Origin of the sequence: Caballeronia catudaia (assembly GCF_001544755.2) — a bacterium.
Lineage (GTDB): Bacteria > Pseudomonadota > Gammaproteobacteria > Burkholderiales > Burkholderiaceae > Caballeronia > Caballeronia catudaia.
Genome location: NZ_FCOF02000012.1, coordinates 80,220 through 101,743 on the forward strand (window position 1 = coordinate 80,220; position 21,524 = coordinate 101,743).

General features: G+C 62.1%; 19 protein-coding genes. 11 read left to right on the forward strand and 8 right to left on the reverse strand.

The features are described 5' to 3' along the window. The first annotated feature begins 154 nt into the window (after positions 1 to 154). Entirely contained in the window at positions 155 to 2,362 is a 2,208-nt protein-coding gene (locus AWB75_RS15495) for a TonB-dependent receptor (RefSeq protein WP_061124965.1), read from the forward strand. 2 nt (positions 2,363 to 2,364) lie between these two features. Further along, positions 2,365 to 2,508: a hypothetical protein gene (locus AWB75_RS36625; protein ID WP_235012115.1), complete on the forward strand. Its 144-nt coding sequence runs from the start codon at positions 2,365 to 2,367 to the stop codon at positions 2,506 to 2,508. Between the two features lie 150 nt (positions 2,509 to 2,658). On the opposite strand, the gene AWB75_RS15500 is transcribed toward AWB75_RS36625, so the two are convergent. The 5 genes from AWB75_RS15500 to AWB75_RS15520 all read right to left on the reverse strand — a co-directional run bounded on the left by AWB75_RS15500 (position 2,659) and on the right by AWB75_RS15520 (position 8,350). Next, positions 2,659 to 2,898, reverse strand: a complete 240-nt coding sequence (locus AWB75_RS15500) for a hypothetical protein (RefSeq protein WP_087086638.1) — start codon at positions 2,896 to 2,898, stop codon at positions 2,659 to 2,661. A gap of 73 nt (positions 2,899 to 2,971) precedes the next feature. Then, positions 2,972 to 4,183: a multiple monosaccharide ABC transporter permease gene (gene mmsB, locus AWB75_RS15505; protein WP_061124967.1), complete on the reverse strand. Its 1,212-nt coding sequence runs from the start codon at positions 4,181 to 4,183 to the stop codon at positions 2,972 to 2,974. Between the two features lies 1 nt (position 4,184). Further along, the gene (gene mmsA, locus AWB75_RS15510; protein WP_061124968.1) at positions 4,185 to 5,714 is read right to left on the reverse strand and encodes a multiple monosaccharide ABC transporter ATP-binding protein; all 1,530 of its coding nucleotides are present in this window, start codon (positions 5,712 to 5,714) and stop codon (positions 4,185 to 4,187) included. A 119-nt stretch (positions 5,715 to 5,833) separates the two neighbouring features. Then, positions 5,834 to 6,898 (reverse strand): multiple monosaccharide ABC transporter substrate-binding protein, encoded by a 1,065-nt coding sequence (chvE, locus tag AWB75_RS15515; protein ID WP_061124969.1) that lies wholly within the window; start codon positions 6,896 to 6,898, stop codon positions 5,834 to 5,836. A 114-nt stretch (positions 6,899 to 7,012) separates the two neighbouring features. After that, positions 7,013 to 8,350: an aldehyde dehydrogenase family protein gene (locus tag AWB75_RS15520; RefSeq protein WP_061124970.1), complete on the reverse strand. Its 1,338-nt coding sequence runs from the start codon at positions 8,348 to 8,350 to the stop codon at positions 7,013 to 7,015. Between the two features lie 146 nt (positions 8,351 to 8,496). On the opposite strand from AWB75_RS15520, the gene AWB75_RS15525 reads away from it, so the two are divergent. The 7 genes from AWB75_RS15525 (at position 8,497) to AWB75_RS15550 (ending at position 15,006) form a co-directional block, all read left to right on the forward strand. After that, positions 8,497 to 9,471 (forward strand): LysR family transcriptional regulator, encoded by a 975-nt coding sequence (locus AWB75_RS15525; protein WP_061124971.1) that lies wholly within the window; start codon positions 8,497 to 8,499, stop codon positions 9,469 to 9,471. Positions 9,472 to 9,594: 123 nt separating this feature from the next. Next, a complete protein-coding gene (locus AWB75_RS15530; protein ID WP_061124972.1) occupies positions 9,595 to 11,328 on the forward strand; it encodes an IlvD/Edd family dehydratase in 1,734 nt (577 codons plus the stop codon). Positions 11,329 to 11,383: 55 nt separating this feature from the next. Further along, positions 11,384 to 12,310 carry a dihydrodipicolinate synthase family protein gene (locus AWB75_RS15535; RefSeq protein WP_061124973.1) on the forward strand — a complete coding sequence of 309 codons (927 nt, stop codon included), beginning with the start codon at positions 11,384 to 11,386 and terminating at the stop codon, positions 12,308 to 12,310. 33 nt (positions 12,311 to 12,343) lie between these two features. Beyond that, a complete protein-coding gene (locus AWB75_RS15540) occupies positions 12,344 to 13,273 on the forward strand; it encodes a Gfo/Idh/MocA family protein (protein WP_061124974.1) in 930 nt (309 codons plus the stop codon). A gap of 92 nt (positions 13,274 to 13,365) precedes the next feature. Continuing rightward, positions 13,366 to 13,497 (forward strand): hypothetical protein, encoded by a 132-nt coding sequence (locus AWB75_RS39160; protein ID WP_268807833.1) that lies wholly within the window; start codon positions 13,366 to 13,368, stop codon positions 13,495 to 13,497. After that, positions 13,494 to 14,621, forward strand: coding sequence for a zinc-dependent alcohol dehydrogenase family protein (locus tag AWB75_RS15545; protein WP_061124975.1), 1,128 nt, complete (start codon positions 13,494 to 13,496; stop codon positions 14,619 to 14,621). The genes AWB75_RS39160 and AWB75_RS15545 overlap by 4 nt, the downstream gene beginning before the upstream one ends. 25 nt (positions 14,622 to 14,646) lie before the next feature. Then, a complete protein-coding gene (locus AWB75_RS15550; protein WP_143746441.1) occupies positions 14,647 to 15,006 on the forward strand; it encodes a hypothetical protein in 360 nt (119 codons plus the stop codon). On the opposite strand, the gene AWB75_RS15555 is transcribed toward AWB75_RS15550, so the two are convergent. The 3 genes from AWB75_RS15555 to AWB75_RS15565 form a co-directional block, all read right to left on the reverse strand. Then, a complete protein-coding gene (locus AWB75_RS15555; RefSeq protein ID WP_061125055.1) occupies positions 15,003 to 16,304 on the reverse strand; it encodes an SUMF1/EgtB/PvdO family nonheme iron enzyme in 1,302 nt (433 codons plus the stop codon). The two genes, AWB75_RS15550 and AWB75_RS15555, sit on opposite strands and share 4 nt — an antisense overlap. Before the next feature lie 165 nt (positions 16,305 to 16,469). Further along, positions 16,470 to 17,195 carry a helix-turn-helix domain-containing protein gene (locus AWB75_RS15560; protein WP_087086639.1) on the reverse strand — a complete coding sequence of 242 codons (726 nt, stop codon included), beginning with the start codon at positions 17,193 to 17,195 and terminating at the stop codon, positions 16,470 to 16,472. Between the two features lie 107 nt (positions 17,196 to 17,302). Further along, positions 17,303 to 17,776: a universal stress protein gene (locus AWB75_RS15565; protein ID WP_061124978.1), complete on the reverse strand. Its 474-nt coding sequence runs from the start codon at positions 17,774 to 17,776 to the stop codon at positions 17,303 to 17,305. A gap of 268 nt (positions 17,777 to 18,044) precedes the next feature. On the opposite strand from AWB75_RS15565, the gene AWB75_RS15570 reads away from it, so the two are divergent. After that, positions 18,045 to 19,574, forward strand: coding sequence for an MFS transporter (locus AWB75_RS15570; protein ID WP_061124979.1), 1,530 nt, complete (start codon positions 18,045 to 18,047; stop codon positions 19,572 to 19,574). Positions 19,575 to 19,821: 247 nt separating this feature from the next. Beyond that, complete coding sequence (locus tag AWB75_RS15575) at positions 19,822 to 21,399, forward strand: aldehyde dehydrogenase (NADP(+)) (RefSeq protein ID WP_061124980.1); 1,578 nt, start codon at positions 19,822 to 19,824, stop codon at positions 21,397 to 21,399. Positions 21,400 to 21,524: the final 125 nt, after the last annotated feature.

Sequence of the window (21,524 nt, forward strand, 5' to 3'; positions counted from 1 at the left end):
GGATGATAACGACTCGTATTCACATATAATCCGCGCATAACTCAGTCTCTCCGTTAGGCCGTCATCGGCACCGGTGACGCGACTCAGAACAATGCCGCCCGGGTTCCATTCGCGCCCCGGGACGGAAGATCGACCAACATCGCAGTCCGCATCCATGTCCGTTTTACGTTCGTCTTTCCCGCAGGCTGCGCCTGTACGGGCGCTGTCTCATCGCGCCATCATCGTCGCGGCCATCGCGATGGTCTTTTCCCTGTCGGCGCACGCGCAATCGGCCGGCACCGCCGATAGCGACGCCACCGCGCCGCAGGACAGCACGTTGCCGGCCGTCAAGGTTCAGGCGTCGAAGGAACAGCTTCCCGGCGATCTCGCGCCGACGTTCGCGGGCGGGCAGGTCGCGCGCGGCGCGGATTTCGGCGTGCTCGGCCAGCAGAACATGCTCGACGTGCCGTTCAGCATGACGACCTATACGTCGAAGCTGATCGAAGATCAGCAGGCGCGCACCATCGCCGACGTGCTCGCGAACGATCCGTCCGTTCGGACCGCGTATGGGTTCGGCAATTTCTCGGAGACGTATGTGATCCGCGGCTTCGAGCTGCAAGGCGACGATATTTCACTGAACGGGCTGTACGGCATCACGCCGCGCCAGCTCGTCGCGACCGATGCGCTCGCGCGCGTCGACGTGTTCAAGGGCGCGAATGCGTTCCTGAACGGCGCGTCGCCGAACGGCTCGGCGGTGGGCGGCGGCATCAACCTGCAACTGAAGCGCGCCGACGACAAGCCGCTCACGCGCGTGACGCTCGACGGCACGGCATCGGGCGAGATCGGCGCGCACATGGATATCGGCCGGCGCTTCGGCAGCGAAGGGCAGTTCGGCATCCGCGTGAATCAGGCGAATCACGACGGCGAAACGAGCATCGACGGCGAACATCGCCGTGACAACACGACGGCCGTTTCGCTCGACTGGCGCGGCGACAAGCTGCGTCTCTATGGCGATTTCCTGTATCAGCGGCAGCGCATCAACGGCGGCCGCCCGACCGTCAATGATTTCGCGAACTTCATTCCCGGCCCGCCGGCTGCGACGTACAACTACGCGCAGACGTGGAGCTTCAGCGCGATCGAGGACACGGTCGGCATCCTGCGCGCCGAGTACGATTTCCTGCCCGGCTGGACCGCCTATGTGACGGGCGGCGTGCGCCATACCGACGAGCAGGGCGAATACTCGTCGCCGAGCATTCAGGCGAACGGCTCGACCACCGCGACGCGCCTGGGCGTGCCGCACAAGGAAGACGGCATGTCCGCGGAAGCGGGCGTGCGCGGCCACTTCGACACGGGGCCGGTGTCGCATTTCGTGACGGCGGGCGCGTCGATCGTGCGGGTCGATTCGCAGTCGGCGTTCACGTTCAGCAGTTCGTTCCCGACGAGCCTCTACGACACGCCGCAAGTGCCGTATCCGCCGACCATTCTGACGGGCGGCAATCTGGCCGATCCGCAGACGACGGCGTTGAATCTGATGCGCAGTATCGCCGTGTCCGACACGCTCGGCTTCCTGAACGATCGCGTGCTGTTCACGATTGGCGCGCGCCATCAGGAATTGCTGTCCAACACTTACGCGTACACCGGCGCACAGACGCAAAACTACAACGACTCGATCACGACGCCGGTGTTCGGCCTCGTCGTCAGGCCGATGCAGCACGTCGCGCTGTTCGCGAACCGCAGCGAAGCGCTGACCATCGGCGATGCCGCGCCCAATACCGCCGCGAACTTCGGCGATCAACTGCCGCCGGCGAAGTCGAAGCAATGGGAAGTCGGCGCGAAGTACGACAACGGCCAGTATGGCGCGTCGTTCGCGGCGTTCCAGATCGAGCGGCCGCTCACGTTCGTGAATAGTGCGAACGTCTTCGTCGCGGACGGGACGCAGAAGCATCGCGGGCTGGAGGCGTCGATTTACGGCGAGCCGTTGAAGGGCGTGCGCCTGATCGCGGGTGCGACCTATCTCCACGCGACGCAGGAAGACACCGGCAGCGGCGCGACCGCCGGCGACAAGCCGATCGGCGTTCCGACGATGATGTTCAATGTCAACGCGGAATACGACGTGCCGGTGCTCACCGGCCTCACGCTGACGGCGCGCTGGATCCACACAGGCTCGCAGTATCTGAACGTGACGAACACGCTCGCGATTCCCGCGTGGGACCGCTTCGACCTCGGCGCGCGCTATGCGACCGTGCTGTTCGGCAAGCCGACGACATTCCGCGCGACCGTGCTGAACGTGGCGAACAAGTCGTACTGGTCGTCGACGATCGGCGGTTATCTGACGCAGGGCGCGCCGCGCACGCTGCTGTTGTCGATGACGACGGACTTCTGAGCGTGGACCGCATGAAGGCGATTCCGTTCGACAACCCGCTCCTTACGCAGCGCCGCCTTCAGGTGCTGACCCTTGCGGGACGCAGCCTTGACGATCTTGCATCGTTGTGTCTCGAATGGATGATCGGCGATTTGAAGCAGGCGTGATGGTCTGTCGGCAGACTGATGGCCGCTTTAGCAACGCTGTCGTATTCAAGCCGGCTGAACTCGCTCTGGACAACCTATCAATTGGCCTGAGAGGGCAGCACGTTTTTTGATCGATCGTCATTAAAGACGATCGATCTAAAGTACTCGCTATCAGGCCTCTCGCAGGTCGAGTGTCGGCTCCGGCTGCGTGAACAGCCGGGTCATTCGAAGGATGTTCGGCAAGCCGAAGTCATCCACGCTTGGCGTGCGATGCCCCTTGGTCGATGCGACTTCCACCGCAATTTGCAACGCACACGACCGCTCTCTGAGGAGCGCGCCTAACGCATCGGCCAGCAACCTGCGATCCGTGACACTCAGACTGTCTAGCATTCCGCTGTAAGTCGATGACATTCTCGTCTCCCATCGTTTCTCGTGCCAAAGGACGTACTGACAGTTCCAATCGAGTCGCCAAGCGCGGAGTTCGTCAGCCGATCTTGTTCTTGTTATAGACATCGATGAAGACAGCCGCCAACAGAACCAATCCCTTGATCACCTGTTGGTAGTCGATGCCGATACCCATGATCGACATCCCGTTGTTCATCACGCCCATGATGAATGCGCCGATCACCGCGCCCATCACTTTCCCGACGCCGCCCGATGCAGATGCTCCGCCAATGAAGCATGCGGCAATGACATCCAGCTCGAAACCCGTGCCGGCTTTCGGCGTCGCGCTGTTGAGACGGGCGGCGAAGATGAGACCGGCGAGCGCGGCCAGGACGCCCATATTCACGAAGGCATAGAACGAGATACGCTCCGTGTTGACGCCGGAGAGCTTCGCCGCCTTCACGTTGCCGCCTACTGCATAGATGCGCCGGCCAATCGTCGTTCGGTTCATCACGAAGGTGTATGCACCGATGAGAACACCCATGATGATGAGTACCGTAGGCATGCCCCGATACGACGCCAGCAAGTAACTGAAATAAACGATGAAAGCGGTAAGCACGACGTTCTTGACGATGAACATCGCAAACGATCCGCTGTCGACTCCGTGCTTCGCCGCCTTGCTCCGTTGACGCGACTCGATATAGAAGAATGCAAGACCAACGAGAAGGCCGAGCAGAAGCGAAGTAATTCGAAGGTTCTGGCCGTTGAAGAAATCCGGGATGAAGCCGGAACTGACAATGGCGAACACGTCGGGGAAGGGCCCGATCGATTGGCCTTGCAGCAAGGTGATGGTGAGTCCGCGGAACACGAGCATGCCCGCGAGGGTCACGATAAACGACGGCATCCGCCAGAACGCGACGAAATAGCCTTGTGCCGCGCCGATCAATGCGCCTGCGGCCACGCAGATGAGCGTTCCGAGAACGGGATTGACGTTCCACTGAACCATCAGCAATGCCGCGAGCGCGCCGATGAATCCCGATGTCGAACCAACCGACAGGTCGATCTGGCCGGCTACGATCACCATCAACATGCCGAGCGCCATGATGACGATATAGCTATTCTGAAGAACCAGGTTGGTCAGGTTCAGCGGCTGCATCAAGGTGCCGTTCGTGGACACCTGAAAGAATCCCATGATGATGACCAGCGAAACGACGAGGCCATACTCGCGCAGTCCGCGCTTGATCGATTGGGTGTATTCCGTATTTCGGCCCTTCGTTTCAGGGGTCACGGAAGTTGGAAGAGTCTCGCGCATTTCAGTTGGCTCCGTTTCTCATGATGGCACGCATGATTTTTTCCTGACTCGCTTCGGCGCCTGGCATTTCGCCGACGATGCAGCCCTCGTTCATGACGTAAATTCGGTCGCACATGCCCAGCAATTCGGGCATCTCGGAAGAAATCATGACGACGCATTTGCCGTCATTGGCCGCCTGATTGATGATCGTGTAGATTTCGTACTTCGCCCCCACATCGATGCCGCGCGTAGGTTCGTCCAGGATGAGCACCTCGGGTGCCGAATACAGCCACTTGCTCAACACGACTTTTTGCTGGTTGCCGCCGGAGAGATTGCCCACTTTCTGACGGATATCGTGGCACCGGATGCGCAGCTTTTGCTTGTAGTCCAATGCAATCGCGTTTTCCTTATGCTCGTCGACGACGGTAAAGCGGGAGATCGCCTTGAGATTGGCAAGCGAGATGTTCTGCTTGATGTTGTCGTCCAGAATCAACCCTGCGCCCTTGCGGTCCTCGGTCACGTACGCAAGTCCGTGCTTTATCGCTTTCGGCACCGTGGAGACGTCGACTTCTCTTCCGTTCAACCTGACAGAGCCTGAAATACTCTTGCCATAGGAACGGCCGAATACGCTCATGGCGAGCTCGGTGCGTCCGGAACCCATCAGCCCGGCTATGCCGACGACTTCGCCGCGTTTCGCATGGAAGTTCACGCCCTTGATGACGATGCGATCCGTCTGACTCGGATGACGCACTCTCCAATCGCTGACCTCGAACATCGTCTCGCCGATCTGCGGAGTTCGCGGTGGATAGCGGTCGTTCATCTCGCGTCCGACCATCGCCTTGATGATGCGGTCTTCGCTGATCGCTTGCGCCTTGCAGTCGAGTTCGTCGACGGTCGAGCCATCGCGAATGACGGTAATGGAGTCGGCCACCCGCGAGATTTCATTCAACTTGTGCGAGATGATGATGGCGGTCACGCCTCGCTCGCGCAGCTCCATCAGAAGAGTAAGCAGCGTGTCGCTATCCTTCTCGTTGAGGCTCGCGGTCGGTTCGTCGAGAATCAGGAGCTTGACTTCCTTGGACAACGCTTTGGCAATCTCGACCAGTTGCTGTTTGCCGATGCCGAGCGTAACGACCGGGGTATCGGGCGAATCGCTGAGGCCGACTTTCGCAAGCAGTTGTCGGGTCCTCGCGTAGGATGACTCCCAGTCGATCACGCCGCCCTTTGCCTGTTCATTGCCGAGGAAAATGTTCTCGGTGATGGAGAGCATCGGCACGAGCGCCAGTTCCTGATGAATGATGATGATGCCCGCGCGTTCGCTATCGTGAATGCCGGCGAATTTGCGCTCCTCTCCGCGATACACGACTTTTCCCTCATAAGTCCCATGCGGATAAACCCCGCTCAGGATTTTCATGAGCGTCGATTTGCCGGCGCCGTTTTCTCCGCAAATCGCGTGAATCTGGCCTTGGCGGACCGATAGATTCACGTTGTTCAGAGCTTTGACGCCGCCAAAGCTCTTCTGAATGCCACGCATTTCCAGAATCGTATCCATGACCTTCTAGCCAGTGGCGTTGGACGCTGACAGGAGCATCCAGAGGGATGCCCTGCCGGCCAATCATTCGAAGCTCGTTCGTATCGCGCAAACTTGTGCGATGACGACGCAACCGAGTCTTACTTCAGTTGAGCTTCCTTGTAATAGCCACTCGCGACGAGAGTCGTCTTCCAGTTGCCGCTATCGACCAGAACGGGTTTCAGCAGGTAGGTGGGAACGACCTTCACGCCATTGTTGTAGGTCTTCGTGTCATTGACCGGGACGGTCTTTTTGTTGAGCACCGCGTCGGCCATTTCGACGGTGGCTTTCGCCAGTTCGCGGGTGTCCTTGAAAACCGTGGTCTTCTGATCGCCGCGAATGATCGCTTTCACGCTCGGGATTTCGGCGTCCTGTCCGGTGATGACCGGCATGGGTTGTTGCGCCGTGCCATAGCCGACTCCCTTGAGCGACGAAATGATGCCGACGCTGATACCGTCATACGGCGACAGCACAGCGTCCACATGCGCATTGCCGTAATACGCGGAGAGAAGGTTGTCCATGCGAGCCTGAGCCGTGGCGCCGTCCCAGCGGAAAGTCGCGACCTTGTCGAATGCGAGCTGTTTGCTGCGCACGACGAGCTTGCCGTTGTCCATATACGGCTTGATGACCGACAGCATGCCGTCGTAGACGACGTGCGCATTGTTATCGTCAGCGGAGCCGGCGAAGATTTCGGCGTTCGCGGGCGTCTTCCGGTTATTCAGGTCGAGCGACTTGACCACCGAGTCGGCCATCATCGCGCCAACGCCGAAGTTATCGAACGTCGCATAGTAGTCGACGTCCTTGGTGCCGCGAATCAGGCGGTCGTAAGAGATTACCTTGATGCCGCGCGCCTGGGCCTTGCTCAGCGTGTTCGAGAGCGTGGTGCCGTCGATCGGCGCGACGACGAGAATCTTCACGCCCTTGGTGATGAGGTTCTCGATCTGGGCGATCTGGTTCGGAACTTCGTCCTCCGCATACTGGAGATCCGCCTGATAACCTTTGGCCTTGAAAGCATCGACCATGCTTTGCCCGTCGGAAATCCAGCGCGAGGACGATTTCGTGGGCATCGAGATGCCTACGACGCCCTTGTCCTCGGCGTTGGCATAGGGTGCAGTGGCGCAAAGGGCCAGCGCGAGGGTAGCGGTGATTAGTTTTAGCGATTTCATGTCGTCTCCTGGTGTCTCACGTTTTAGTTGATGCATGACTGCTTGGGGAGCCCGCCTCTGCTGCATCAACAGAGGCGTGGCGATTGGCGAAACGGTGTTGAGCTGGGACGGCATTCAGCGGCTGACCCCGACTGTCACGGTGGTCGGCCGATCGACCGTTATCCTATGGCTATGGCTATGGCTATGGCTATGGCTATGGCGACGGAAATGCCGCGCATGCTTGAGCGACGTCGTGCAGAGGCCGGCGCATGGCGCGGGAAGACCCGATGCCGTTCGGTTCGCCAGATCCAAAGCGTGGGCGTAGTCATCGGCCGCCAGAACAACCGCGACCGGTCCGAAGATATCTTCGCGAGTGATTTGCATCTCGGGCTTGGCGAGAAGCAACGCGGGCTCCATGAAATACCCACGCGTCTCGCGCTCGATTGCGCGACCGCCATGAATGAGCTCCGCGCCTTCCTTTATAGCCATCGCGACCGTATCGAGATTGCGCTGCAACTGGCTGTCGTTGGACACGGGACCGATATTGGTTCCCGTTTTCAACGCATGATCGATGCGAAGCGCGGAAAGCCGGGTAAGCATCGCCTCGATGAACGCATGGCGGATTCCCTGTTCGACGATCAGCTTCGACGACGCCGCATGACGCTGCCCATTGAGCCCGTATGCGCCCTCGATAGCCGCATCGACGGCCGTGCTCACGTTCGCATCGTTCAGGACGATCAGCGCGCCATGTCCTCCCGTGTCCAGATCGACCTTTATCTGACGCGCGGCACTGGCTCGCAAGACGCTCGTCCCGGTCGTTACCGATCCGGTAAAACTCACCGCTCGAACCATCTCATTGGCGACCAGACGCGCCCCGACAACGCGTCCGCTACCCAGCACCAGGTTGAATACGCCGGCGGGCAGACCGGAACGGCCGATGATGTCCGCGAGCGCCCACGCACAACCCGAGACGAGTTCGGCCGGCTTGAACACCACGCAATTGCCCGCGCTGAGCGCCGCGGCGATTTTTGCGGCGGGGATCGCCAGCGGAAAACTCCACGGCGTGATCACCGCGACGACGCCCAACGGTTCGCTCGAGTGATGCACGGCTTCTTCGGCGAAAGCGCGAAAGACCTGTCCGGCGTGAACGACTTCATCGATTGCTTCGGGCAAGGTCTTGCCCTGTTCGCGCGCCAGAAGGCAACCGAGTTCCGCGCGACGCGCATGCAGTTCGCTGCCAATCGCATCGAGCGCGCGCGCACGGCGCGCGGCGCCGGCCCGCGACCATTCGCGCCAGGCGGCGCTCGCCGAATCGACCGCCGCGTCCACCATCCGGGCGTCGGCGCGCGCGTATTCGCCAATGGGCTCATCCAGATCCGACGGATTGACGGAAACACCCGTGGTCGCGCTGGTCGTCCAGCCGCCGTTCACATAGTGCTTCAGTACCAGAGGAAGATGCGATTCGCGTTTCATGTCGAGGCGCGTTTCCGACTCATAGATAGATCGACGGTCGGATTCTAAGGAAGCCCCCGATTCCTTTCCAATCACTTTTTTGCCAGCATTGATACCAAAGCGGGTATGTCGAAGCAGATCGGAAAAAACAAAACCGGAGTGCAGCGTTGGGACAGGGATATTCGAACTGGTTTGTGCGAGCGCGCCTCAAGACGCGCCAGTTGTTGTTGCTTGCCGCCATGGAGGAAGAAGGCAACGTGCGACGCGCGGCCGATGTGCTCGGCATGACGCAGCCCGCCGCATCGCGACTGTTGAAAGAACTCGAGGATGTGCTGGAGGTGCGGCTCTTCGATCGCACGCCGCATGGCATGCACGCGACGCTGTACGGCGAAGTGATGATCCGCCATGCGCGCATGGTTCTGTCGAATCTCAACAAGGCCCAGGAGGAAATTGCCGCGCTGCGTGTCGGGCTGGTAGGACAGGTGCGTATTGGCGTGATCGCGGCCGCGGCGGCCAGAATGGTGCCGCTCGCCATTGGCCGCGTGAAGGAGCAGTACCCTCTGCTGCAGATCTGGTTACAGGTGGAGACGTCCGATGTGATGCTGCCGCTCGTGGCGCAAGGTCAGCTCGACGTCATGATCGGCCGCGTTCATGAACAACATGGGCAATTGAAAGATTCGGTGCAATACGCACCGATCGCCGATGAGCCGCTTTGCGTGGTCGCGCGGCCGGGACATCCGCTCGAAGACACCGCGGAGCTGACCATGCGCGACATCGTGAATGCGGAATGGGTCTTGCATCCGCCTGGCAGTGTGCTGCGTCATCGTATCGATATGGCTTTCGCCGAGCTTGGGCTGAATCCGCCGCAAAACGTCGTCAATACCAATAACTTCCTTGCGATCTCTAGCTTGCTGCTGCAAAGCGACATGCTCGCCGTCGTGCCGGATGAAGTCGCGCGGCAGTATGAGCGCTTCGGAACCTTGAGGCGTCTCGCGGTCGAATTGTCTTGCGGGATGGACGCATTCGGGATCATCACGCGACAGGACCATGCGCTGTCGCCGGCGGCGTCCGTTGTGTTGCAAGCATTGCGCGATGCCGCCGCCGAAGTCTATGGCGTGCCGGAGGGAGAATTGAGCGAGTGACCAGATGCGCGTTTTCCCGTATATCGATCCTGGTATCGGGAGCGCCGAATAAGTGATTGGACCAATATGTCCGGGCGCGGCTAATCTTTCCCGCGAATCTTGCCTTTATTCTCGAGAACATCCATGTCTGACAAAAAACGCACGCTCCGTTCCGCTCAATGGTTCGGCACCAATGACAAGAATGGCTTCATGTATAGAAGCTGGATGAAAAATCAGGGCATTCCCGATCACGAATTCGACGGCCGGCCGGTCATCGGCATTTGCAATACATGGTCCGAACTGACGCCGTGCAACGCGCACTTCCGCAAGATCGCCGAGCACGTGAAGCGTGGCGTGTACGAGGCGGGCGGCTTTCCCGTCGAGTTTCCTGTGTTCTCGAACGGCGAATCGAATCTGCGCCCGACGGCGATGCTCACGCGCAATCTCGCCGCGATGGACGTTGAAGAAGCCATTCGCGGCAATCCCATCGACGCGGTCGTGCTGCTCACCGGCTGCGACAAGACGACGCCCGCGCTGCTGATGGGCGCGGCAAGCTGCGACGTGCCCGCGATCGTCGTCACGGGCGGCCCGATGCTGAACGGCAAGCTCGACGGCAAGAACATCGGCTCGGGCACGGCGGTGTGGCAACTGCACGAATCGCTGAAGGCGGGTGAGATCGATCTGCATCAGTTTCTGTCGGCGGAAGCGGGCATGTCGCGATCGGCAGGCACCTGCAACACGATGGGCACGGCATCGACGATGGCGTGCATGGCCGAAGCGCTCGGCACGTCGCTGCCGCACAACGCCGCGATTCCCGCCGTCGATGCGCGCCGTTACGTGCTCGCGCATATGTCGGGCATTCGCATCGTGGTGATGGCGCTCGAAGGCTTGACGCTCTCCAGGATCCTCACGCGTGAAGCCTTCGAAAACGCGATCCGCACGAACGCCGCGATCGGCGGCTCGACCAATGCGGTGATCCATCTGAAGGCGATCGCGGGACGCATCGGCGTGCCGTTGGAACTGGAGGACTGGACGCGCATCGGACGTGACACGCCGACCATCGTCGATCTGATGCCTTCGGGCCGTTTTCTGATGGAAGAGTTCTATTACGCGGGCGGTTTGCCGGCCGTGCTGCGCCGTCTCGGGGAAGCGAATCTGCTGCCGCATCCCGATGCGCTCACCGTCAACGGCAAGTCGCTGTGGGAGAACGTGAAGACCGCGCCGAACACGAACGACGAAGTGATTCGGCAGCTCGACAATCCTTTGATCGACGATGGCGGCATCCGCGTGCTGCGCGGCAATCTCTCGCCGCGCGGCGCGGTGCTGAAACCATCGGCGGCGAGTCCGGAGTTGCTGAAGCATCGCGGGCGCGCGGTCGTGTTCGAGAACCTGGAGCACTACAAGGAACGCATCGTCGATGAATCGCTCGATGTGACCAAGGACTCCGTGCTCGTGTTGAAGAACTGCGGCCCGAAGGGTTATCCGGGCATGGCGGAAGTAGGCAACATGGGCCTGCCGCCGAAGCTTCTGCGTCAGGGCGTGAAAGACATGGTGCGCATTTCCGACGCACGCATGAGCGGCACCGCGTATGGCACGGTGGTGCTGCACGTCGCGCCCGAAGCGGCGGCGGGCGGGCCGCTTGCCGCCGTGCGCGACGGCGACTGGATCGAACTCGATTGCGACGCGGGCACGCTGCATCTCGACATCAGCGACGAAGAACTCGCGCGCCGTATGAGCGACCATCAGCCGCCGCGTGTGCATGGCGATGGCGGTTACGCGCGGCTCTACGTCGATCATGTCTTGCAGGCGGACGAAGGATGTGACCTCGACTTCCTCGTAGGTTGCCGTGGTGCTGCGGTGCCGCGCCATTCGCATTAGAGAACTTACGTTATCCGAATCAACAATCAATACAGACCTTGTCGGATCTCACGCAATGACTACTCAACGCACGCCGCGTTATCGCGGTATTTTCCCTGTGGTGCCGACCACCTTCACTGAATCTGGCGCGCTCGATCTGGACAGCCAGAAGCGGGCTGTCGATTTCATGATCGGCGCTGGCTCGGACGGCTTGTGCATTCTCGCGAATTTTTCAGAGCAGTTCGCTCTCGCGGACGAGGAGCGTGAACTCCTGACGCGTTCGATTCTGGAACACGTCAAGGGCGCTGTCCCCGTCATCGTGACGACGAGCCATTACAGCACCGACGCTTGCATCGAACGCAGTCGCAAGGCCCAGTCGATGGGCGCCTCGATGGTGATGGTGATGCCGCCGTATCACGGCGCGACGTTCCGCGTTCCGGAAACGCAGATATTCGAGTTCTACGCGCGCCTGTCGGATGCCGTGACGATCCCTGTCATGATCCAGGACGCGCCCGCGAGCGGAACCGCGCTCTCCGCGACGTTCCTGGCGCGCATGGCGCGGGAAATCGAACAGGTGTCGTATTTCAAGATTGAGACGCCCGGTGCGGCGGCCAAGCTTCGCGAGCTCATTCGACTCGGCGGCGATGCGGTCGAAGGCCCGTGGGATGGCGAAGAAGCAATTACCCTCTTTGCGGATCTCAATGCCGGTGCAACAGGTTCGATGACGGGCGGCGGATTCCCGGATGGTATTCGCCCGATTCTCACCGCGTTCCATGAAGGCAAGCGCGATGAAGCATTCGCACATTATCAGCGCTGGCTGCCTCTGATAAACCACGAGAACCGTCAGGCGGGGCTTTTGACGGCAAAGGCGCTGATGAAGGAAGGCGGGATCATCGCGTGCGAAAGTCCGCGTCACCCGCTGCCGGCGATGCATCCGGAAACGCGGGCCGAGCTCATCGACATTGCCAGACGGCTCGATCCGCTGGTCCTGCGTTGGGCCTGACAGCAGACAACATCATCTCCGAGACAATCAGACATGACCTCAGTGTTTTCGCTTGCCGTCATAGGCATTGGCAAGATCGCGCGGGATCAACATTTGCCCGCTATCGCCAATAGTTCCGGCTTTAAGCTTGTCGCGTGCGCGAGCCAGCACGCGGAGGTACAGGACGTACGCAATTATCGCGACATCGATTCGTTGCTGGATGCCGAACCTGACGTCGATGCCGTCTCCCTGTGTACTCCGCCGCAGGGACGATATGCGCTGGCACGCAGAGCACTCGAAGCGGGCAAGCACGTCATGCTGGAAAAGCCGCCGGGCGCAACGCTTGGCGAGGTGAATGCCCTGCACGAGATCGCACGCGCCAATGGCCGGACCTTGTTCGCGACCTGGCATTCGCGCTACGCCAGCGCCGTTGCGCCGGCTCGTTCATGGCTCAGCGGCCGGCAGGTTCGTGAGGTAAGGATAAGCTGGAAAGAGGATGTGCGACGCTGGCATCCGGGACAACAATGGATCTGGGAGCCAGGAGGGTTGGGCGTTTTCGATCCCGGCATCAATGCGCTGTCGATCGTCACTGAAATTCTGCCTGGCGAAGTGATTTTGCGCGGAGCACAGCTCGTCGTGCCGCGCAATGCGCATACCCCGATTGCTGCCGAGCTCGACTGCATCGATACGAATGGCGCCCCTGTGATCGCGGAATTCGACTGGCGTCACGGTCCCGTCGAGCAGTGGGACATTGACGTCGAAACGGATGCAGGATTGCTATCCATTCGCGAAGGGGGAAAGCGTCTGATTATCTCCGGCGAGCCGGTGTCGCTCCAACCAGAGCGGGAGTACCGTGCCTTGTACGAGCGCTTTCACGCGCTTATCGGTGAGCACTCGCATGATGTCGACGTGCGGCCTTTGCGTCTTGTCGCTGACGCGTTCCTGCTCGGTCGACGTATCGAAACGGAAGCCTTTGTGTCTTGAAGCGACGGTTGCGCTCAATGGAAGCACTGTCGTAAGACGACGATCCGCCGATCGTCGTTTCCATCCTTCTTGATGTTCACGCGGAGGGTCTCGTGCCCGCGCTCGACGCAGCTTACCGCGAAGGCGGCGTGCAATTGGTCGTGGTGCGGGTCGACTATACCGAGAACAATCGCGTGCTCGTCGAAGAGTTCAAGAATCGAGTCATGGAAGAGGTGACGCAATGAGGATCAAGGCAGCCGTTCTTCAATCGATGGGCGCGGCAGCGCCGTATGCCGAATCACGCCCGCTGTCCATCGAGGACATCGAGCTGGCGCCGCCTGGCGCAGATGAAGTGCTCATCAAGATCGCCGCCGCGGGTTTGTGTCACTCGGACCTGTCGGTCATCAACGGCGATCGGCCCCGCCCGATGCCGATGGCGCTCGGTCACGAAGCAGCGGGCGTCGTCGAGCAGCTTGGCGCGGGCGTCACCGATCTCCAGGTTGGAGACCATGTCGTCGTGGTCTTCGTGCCGAGTTGCGGTCATTGCGCGCCATGCGCCGAAGGGCGGCCGGCTTTGTGCGAGCCGGGCGCGGCGGCAAACGGCGCGGGCACGCTGCTCTCCGGCGCCCGGCGTCTTAGTCTGAAGGGCGACGCGATCAACCATCACCTCGGCTGCTCGGTCTTCGCCGAGTACGCGACGGTGTCGCGCCGCTCCGTGATCAAGATCGATCCCACGGTGCCGCTCGATGAAGCAGCGCTCTTCGGCTGCGCGGTGCTCACTGGCGTGGGCGCGGTGGTCAACACGGCGCAGGTGCGCGTGGGTGCGTCCGTGGCCGTCATCGGACTGGGCGGCGTCGGGCTCGCTGCGCTCATCGGCGCACAAGCTGCGGGCGCCAGACAGATCATTGCGGTCGATCTTTCGGATGCGAAGCTCGAGCAGGCGCGAACGCTCGGGGCCACCCACACGGTCAACGCCTCGCGCGAAGATGCAGTCGAGCACATCCGTGCGCTGAGCTCGGGCGGCGTTGAATTCGCCTTCGAGTTCGCGGGCTCGATCCGTGCGCTGGATCTGGCATACAGCATCACGCGCCGTGGCGGTTCGACCGTTACCGCGGGCTTGCCGCCGTCGACCGCGCGTTGGCCGCTGCCCGCCGTGAGCCTGGTTGCCGAAGAGCGCACCGTCAAAGGCAGTTACATCGGAACCTGTGTGCCTTCACGCGATATCCCGCGCTACATCGAGCTGTACAAGCAGGGGCGTCTGCCGGTGGACAAGCTGCTGACCGGGCGCTTGCGTCTCGACGAAATCAATCGCGGTTTCGATCTGCTGCACGAGGGCAAGGCGATTCGCCAGGTGGTGGTGTTCGAATGAGTCAGGCAAAACGGAAGCTGGGCCGATGGATGGAACACGCTGCAACAGGCGTTTTTCAGGCAATCTTCCGGGTGAGCTGACAGGTTATGTCTTTTCGCAGATGACGCCGGGCGCCACGTTGTCGAAATACAACGTCGGGCTGCTCGACACGTTCGACGACAGGAAGAAGCTGCTCAATTTCCTGCGCATGGAGAAGTGGCTTGCCGACAGGCCGCATCATCCGGGCGAAGCCGCCAAACAACTGCTTATCAATCTCTATAAGAACAACGAATTGATTCGTGGAAAGTTTCAGTTGGGCGAGCGGAAAACTCACGCCGAGGCCCACCGAATTTCTCCATGCGCTAGATCTGGCGTGAGCTTGTCGGGGTCTTTCGTCGCTTTTTAACCGCTCACGCACCGAAATCCCGCGTACACATACTGATAGTGCGCCTGGAACCAGTTGCGGAAACTCGGCCGCAACATGCAGGCCGCGGTGCGCGGCGAACCGCCCTTGATGACGAAGTGCTTGCCATCGAAGAAATTCGCCGAATAACCTGGATAGAACGGAAACGGCTCGAATCCTTGCAACGGGCCGAATGCCGTCGACGTCCATTCCCAGCCGTTGCCGAACTGTCCTTCGACGCCGAACGCGCTGCGATTCTCCGGATGCGCCTGCACCGGCGACGGGTCCCATCGGCGGAAATCGAAATTGCCTTCTGCGACCGGCGGCGTGCCGTGCGCCGCGCGCTGCCATTGCGCTTCCGTCGGCAGCGACTTGCCCGCCCAGCGCGCATACGCCTTCGCTTCCGCATGACTCACGTACACGGGCCAGTCGAGCGGCAGCCCGATCTCGTCGAACATCGTGCGCAGTCGCCATGCGCCTTGTCCGTCGTCACCGTCGACGGGAATCCAGAACGCCGGATGCGCGATGCGCTCTTCTTCCTTCCACGCCCAATCCGCGTCATCCCAATACGCGGCGTTCCAGTAGCCGCCCGCGTCGATGAAGCGCAAATAATCGCCATTCGTGACCATATAGCGGTCGATCTCGAACGCGGGCACTTCGATGCGCTCCTCGCCGAATTCGTTGTCCCAGCCGAACAGACCGCTCTCGCGCGTCAGGCCGAGCGTCGCACTGCCAGCGGGCACGTGCACCGTTTCATGCCGGACCTCGCGATCCGACGCGCGCTCCAAAAGCGCATCCGATGGTGCAATTTTTCTATCGGCTGGCAATTGATGCAGCATGTACGCGAGCGTTTCGGCATGCATCACTCGATGCTCGATCGCGACTTCGAGCAGCTTCGCAGGCGATTCGTCGGTGGAAAGGGGCGCGGCGGCAATCTTGATCGGATCGAAGTGCGCGTCGATGTCGGTGCGAACTGTGTCCCGGTACGCGCGTATCTCATCGAGCGACGGCCAGTCGGAAGGCTGATCGGTCGGCAGCCCGCCGTCCACCGGATCGATGCCAAACGCGAAAAGCTGGTCGTAGGCGGGATTCGGGCTCGGCAGGTCGAAGAGCCGCTGGTCGAGCAGATTGCGGTCGAAGGCTTCGAGATGCCCGATATAAAACACGACGCGATGCCGTTCGGCGATCGGCCGGTCGTAAAGATGCTCGCGCTTGACGACGTCAAAGAGCTCGTCCGTGACGCGGCGCGCTTCGGCAAGGCGCTCGAGCAGCGGATGACGCAGGGAAGGTTCGCGGTTCATGTCGCCCAATCTCCGTGGCTGGCCAATGGCTTCGCATGCGGCCAAAGCAAGCCGAAACGTCAGCTTTGGCCGAACACAAGAGACTAATCCGTAGCGAAGCGCGTGCCAACCGAAATATGGGCGGCGATTATTCGCGAGGGCGCAATAATCGCTCGCGACGTTCCGTCAGACGGCGCGCAGGGCTTCGAAGTCGCGGATGCGGATGAACTTGCCCTGCGCCTCGATGAGCCCCGCCTTGTCGAAGCGCGACAGCGTGCGGCTCACGGTTTCGAGCGTCATGCCCAGATAGCTGCCCATGTCGTCGCGCGTCATGCGCAGCGTGAACTCGGACGATGCATAGCCGCGCCGCGACAGCCGCGACGACAGATCCAGCAACAGCCGCGCGACGCGTTCGTCCGCGCGCAGCAGGCCGAGCCGCACGACATGATTCACCTCACGGTTCATCGCGTGGCTCATCATGCGATGCAGGCGTCTTTGCAGCGCGTCCGTTTCGCGGCACATGCGCTCGAAGAGCGTGTAGGGCACGACGCACACGGAACTGTCTTCCAGCGCGATGGCGTCGCACGTGTGCACGCCTTCCTCGATGCCTTCGAAGCCGAGCGCATCGCCCGCGAGCAGCAGGCCCGTGACCTGCTCGCGTCCGCCGTCATGCGTGACGACCGTCTTGATCGACCCGGAGCGCACCGCGAACAGCGAATCGAAGCGGTCGCCGGTTCGAAAGAGCGTTTCGCCGCGCTTGACCCTGCGCGTGGCGGAGATGATGTTCTCCAGCTTCGCGATGTCGTTCGCGCACAGGCCTTCGGGCATGCAGAGATGCCGCATCGCGCAGGTCGAGCAGTGCGCCGAAGCCGAACTGCGTCGCGCGCGAGAAATGTCAGACGTGGCGGTCATTTTTGGGCTTCGTTTGTTGATGAATGACAAAACGATTGTCCCATAGGCCACAACCCCGGCTGCGTCATAAATTGACGCAGCCGGGGGATCCGTCAAACTTTTTTACCTTAATCGGTTGATTTTTCGGGCGGCGCTCCCGAAGCCGATGGAATCAGCAGCACCGGCAGCGTCGCCTGACGCAGACACCGCTCGGCCACGCTGCCCAGAATGAGCCGCTGAAAGCCTTTGCGGCCGTGCGTGCCCATGATGAGCAGATCGGCATTGAACGCGTCCGCCGCCTTGATGATGAGCGTTGCGACATCGTCGCTGGCGGTGGCTTCGACGGTCACGACTTCGCCGCTGACGCCGCGCGCCTTCATCTGACCGGCGGCGTCGCGGGCGAGCGTCGCGCCTTGCTCCATCAGGCTCGAATGCAGCGACGAGGGATCGTAGCCTGGCACGTCGAGATACATCGGTCCGGCGTCGACGACGTAATAGGGCTGCACGATCGCCTGATGCGTGACGGCGAGATCGAGCGCGGCCGCGAACGCGCGCTCGGAAGTCCGGCTGCCGTCGATGGCGACGAGAATGCGTTTGAACATGAGGTGTGTCCCCGTGAAACGATCGATTGAAAGGCGGCGCGCTGTCTCAAATGTCTTCGCATGATAGGGCGCGGGCATCGCGCCGCGGCGCGGCTTTTTTGCGATAAGTCGATCCAGCGCAAATTCAAGCCGTACAATTCGTGGTTCTCGACATCAGCGCTTGCTTAAATAGCGTCCGCGCGAGTTCTTTTTAGCACTTCTCCAGCCTGCCTGCCCGACCGTGACTCAGACGCCGCACGCCTTACCGTTCAGAACCGCTCTTTACGCGATGCTCGGCATCGGTCTCGTCAACATGCTCGTCGCGCTCGATCAGACGGTGGTCAGCACCGCGCTGCCGTCGATCGTCGCGGAATTGCACGGTTTCGAGTTTTACGCGTGGATCGCGAGCGCGTATCTGCTGGCGTCGGTCGTCACGGTGCCGGTGTTCGGGCGGCTTGGCGATTACTTCGGGCGCAAGCGCTTCGTGATCGCGGCGGTGATCACGTTCACGGCCGCGTCGGTGTTGTGCGGGCTCGCGCCGAGCATGCTGTTCCTCGTGCTCGCGCGCGGCTTGCAGGGCGTCGGCGGCGGCATGATGGTCGGCACCGCGTTCGCGTCGATTCCCGATCTGTTCCCCGATCCGCGCACGCGCGTGCGCTGGCAGGTCGTGCTCGCGGCGGCGTACGGTATCGGCACGGCGGCGGGGCCGTCGCTCGGCGGCTGGATGAGTCAGCACTGGGGCTGGCGCTCGACCTTCCTCGTCAATCTGCCGGTGGGCGCGGCGGCGCTTTACTTCATCTGGCTGCATCTGCCGAACCTGCACCGGCCGCGCGAAGGCGGCGTGAAGATCGACTGGACGGGCGCGGCGCTCGTCGCGCTGGTGCTCGGCGGCTTTCAGGCGCTGATCGAAGCGCTGCCGCAGGACGGACTCACGACGGCGAACATCGCGCTTGGCTTTGGCGTGGCGGTGTGCGCGGCGGCGCTCCTGATCTGCGAGCGGCGCGCGACGCATCCGATCCTCCCGCTCGACATTTTTCGCGATGCGCAGATGAACACGCTCTTCACGCTGTCGTTCCTCGCGGGTTTCGTGATGTTCTCGCTGATCTTCTTCGCGCCGCTGCTGCTGCAAGGCGGCTTCGGGCTTTCGCCGCAGGACGCGGGCCTGCTCGCGACGCCGATCGCGGCGTGCATCGCGCTCGGCAGTTTCATCAACACGCGCATCGTCATTCACATGAAGAAGCCGGTGAACATTCTGTCGATCGGCTTCACGCTGCTGCTGCTCGCGTCCGTCGCGCTGTCGTTCGCGCGCGTCTCGACGCCGCACCTGTGGATTGCGATTCCGATGGGCGCGACCGGCATCGGCCTCGGCTTCATCCTCAACAACATGAACATCTTCGGACAGGAGATCGCGGGCCGCGAGCGCTTCGGCATCACGACGGCGCTGCTGCAGTCGACGCGCATGGTCGGCGGGATGATGGGCACGAGTATCGTCGGGACGATCGTCGCGCATCATTACGCTAGCGTCGTCGGGCGCACGGTCAGCGTGCTCGGCGCGCCGGTGTCGGCGCAATGGCTGCCGCGCCTGTCGGACCCGCGCATTCTCGTCGATGAAGCGTTGCGCGACCGCACGCTCGGCGAACTCTCCGCGGCCGGTCTCGATGCGCCCGCGCTCCTCGACGCGGCGCGCGACGCGCTCGTGCAGTCGATCCACATCGGCGTGATGCTGACGGCCGTCGCGGCGCTCGTGGCGGCGCTGCTGGTGAGGCGCATCGCGCACATCACGTTCCGCAAGCCGGCGACGCCCGTGCCGAAGTCCTGAGCGCGGCGCCTTTGATAAGCGGTTCGCCCCGACTATAGTTTTTTGCGTCGCGGCGCCGACCGCTTGCGCGTCTGCCTTCGCCCCACGGGTTCACCCCGATCCCGACCGTGCATCGCGCTTGCTTCACCGCCTTCGACGGCGGCCCGCGGCGTTCGCGCGGAACGCTTGCGCGGGCCGCGGGTCACTCGGATTGACGAACGGCCGCGCCGCGCGCGTCTTTCACCGCCCACAGAAATGAGGAGCTGACATGAAGATCACCGGAGAAATGCTGATCGGCGCATCGGCCGTGCGGGGCGCCGACGCCACGCTCCGTGCGTTCGACCCCGCCCGCAACGCCGATCTCGAGCCTGCATTCGGCGGCGGTGGCGCGGCGGAAGTGGCGCGCGCGTGCGAGCTGGCCGAGGCCGCGTTCGACGACTACCGCCACGCGCCGCTCGAAACCCGCGCGCAGTTTCTGGAGGCGATCGCGGACAACATCATCGCGCTCGGCGACGCGCTGATCGAACGCGCGATGGCCGAATCCGCGCTGCCGAAGGCGCGTCTCGAAGGCGAGCGGGCCCGCACGGTGGGGCAGTTGCGCCTGTTCGCGTCGCTCGTGCGCGAAGGCCGATGGCTCGCGGCCACGCTCGATTCCGCGCAGCCGGACAGGAAACCGCTGCCGCGTCCCGACCTGCGTTTGCAAAAGATTCCCGTCGGGCCGGTCGCGGTGTTCGGGGCGAGCAACTTTCCGCTGGCGTTTTCGGTGGCGGGCGGCGATACCGCGTCCGCGTTCGCGGCGGGCTGTCCCGTCGTCGTGAAATCGCATCCGGCGCATCTGGGCACGTCCGAGCTCGTCGGGCGCGCGGTGCAAAAGGCGGTAGCGGACAGCGGCCTGCCCGAGGGCGTGTTTTCGCTGGTCGTCGGCGAAGGCAACGCGATCGGCGAGGCGCTCGTCGCGCATCCGGCGATTCAGTCGGTCGGCTTCACGGGATCGCGGCGCGGCGGCCTCGCGCTCGTCGATATCGCCGCGAAGCGGCCCGTGCCGATTCCCGTGTTCGCCGAGATGAGCAGCGTCAATCCGGTGTTCGCGCTGCCGGGCGCGCTCGAAGCGCGCGGCGATACGCTCGCGGTGGCCTTCATCGATTCGGTGACGCTCGGCGTCGGCCAGTTCTGCACGAATCCGGGGCTCGTCATCGCATTGGCGGGCCCGGATCTCGATGACTTCATCGATCTCGCCGCCACCGCGATCATGAAGAAGGAAACGCAGACGATGCTCACGTCGCAGATCGCCGGGGCGTATGCGAGCGGGATCAAGGAACGCGACGCGTCGGGCGCGCGCAATATCGCGACCGGCGTGAGGGGCGAAGCGGCGAGCGGCGCACTGCCGGTGCTGTATCGCGTGAACGCGGAGGAGTTTCTGGCGAAGCCGCAACTGTCGGGCGAGATTTTCGGGCCGACATCGGTGATCGTCATCTGCCGCGACGAAGACGAAATGATCTCGGTCGCGCGTCATCTCGAAGGTCAGCTCACCGCGACGCTGCTAATGGAAAAGGGCGATATCGAGCTTGCGCGGCGGCTCTTGCCGGTGCTCGAACGCAAGGCGGGGCGGATTCTGGCGAACGGCTTTCCGACGGGCGTCGAAGTGTCCTACGCGATGGTGCACGGCGGGCCTTTTCCCGCGACGTCGGATAGCCGATCGACATCGGTCGGCGCGATGGCGATCGAGCGGTTTCTGCGGCCGGTGTGCTATCAGGATTTGCCGGCGGCGCTGCTGCCGGAAGCGCTGGCGGACGACAATCCTCTGTTGCTCTGGCGCTTGAGGGATGGGGAACTGGGGCCGAACTAAGTATCGGGCATTATCTCTGTCACGAATAAACGCGTTTTATTTGTTACGGAGATAATCTGCTGCGTGTCAAATTTGACGAATATGCGTGTGGCGAATAAACTCCATTTATTCGCCACACAGATAGT

Excerpts from the sequence above, each read along its gene's own strand:
- AWB75_RS15495 (WP_061124965.1), top strand. The coding sequence starts at position 155 with ATGTCCGTTTTACGTTCGTCTTTCCCGCAGGCTGCGCCTGTACGGGCG.
- AWB75_RS15500 (WP_087086638.1), bottom strand. The coding sequence starts at position 2,898 with ATGTCATCGACTTACAGCGGAATGCTAGACAGTCTGAGTGTCACGGAT.
- mmsB (WP_061124967.1), bottom strand. The coding sequence starts at position 4,183 with ATGCGCGAGACTCTTCCAACTTCCGTGACCCCTGAAACGAAGGGCCGA.
- mmsA (WP_061124968.1), bottom strand. The coding sequence starts at position 5,714 with ATGGATACGATTCTGGAAATGCGTGGCATTCAGAAGAGCTTTGGCGGC.
- chvE (WP_061124969.1), bottom strand. The coding sequence starts at position 6,898 with ATGAAATCGCTAAAACTAATCACCGCTACCCTCGCGCTGGCCCTTTGC.
- AWB75_RS15520 (WP_061124970.1), bottom strand. The coding sequence starts at position 8,350 with ATGAAACGCGAATCGCATCTTCCTCTGGTACTGAAGCACTATGTGAAC.
- AWB75_RS15530 (WP_061124972.1), top strand. The coding sequence starts at position 9,595 with ATGTCTGACAAAAAACGCACGCTCCGTTCCGCTCAATGGTTCGGCACC.
- AWB75_RS15535 (WP_061124973.1), top strand. The coding sequence starts at position 11,384 with ATGACTACTCAACGCACGCCGCGTTATCGCGGTATTTTCCCTGTGGTG.
- AWB75_RS15540 (WP_061124974.1), top strand. The coding sequence starts at position 12,344 with ATGACCTCAGTGTTTTCGCTTGCCGTCATAGGCATTGGCAAGATCGCG.
- AWB75_RS15545 (WP_061124975.1), top strand. The coding sequence starts at position 13,494 with ATGAGGATCAAGGCAGCCGTTCTTCAATCGATGGGCGCGGCAGCGCCG.
- AWB75_RS15550 (WP_143746441.1), top strand. The coding sequence starts at position 14,647 with ATGGATGGAACACGCTGCAACAGGCGTTTTTCAGGCAATCTTCCGGGT.
- AWB75_RS15555 (WP_061125055.1), bottom strand. The coding sequence starts at position 16,304 with ATGAACCGCGAACCTTCCCTGCGTCATCCGCTGCTCGAGCGCCTTGCC.
- AWB75_RS15560 (WP_087086639.1), bottom strand. The coding sequence starts at position 17,195 with ATGACCGCCACGTCTGACATTTCTCGCGCGCGACGCAGTTCGGCTTCG.
- AWB75_RS15565 (WP_061124978.1), bottom strand. The coding sequence starts at position 17,776 with ATGTTCAAACGCATTCTCGTCGCCATCGACGGCAGCCGGACTTCCGAG.
- AWB75_RS15570 (WP_061124979.1), top strand. The coding sequence starts at position 18,045 with ATGCTCGGCATCGGTCTCGTCAACATGCTCGTCGCGCTCGATCAGACG.
- AWB75_RS15575 (WP_061124980.1), top strand. The coding sequence starts at position 19,822 with ATGAAGATCACCGGAGAAATGCTGATCGGCGCATCGGCCGTGCGGGGC.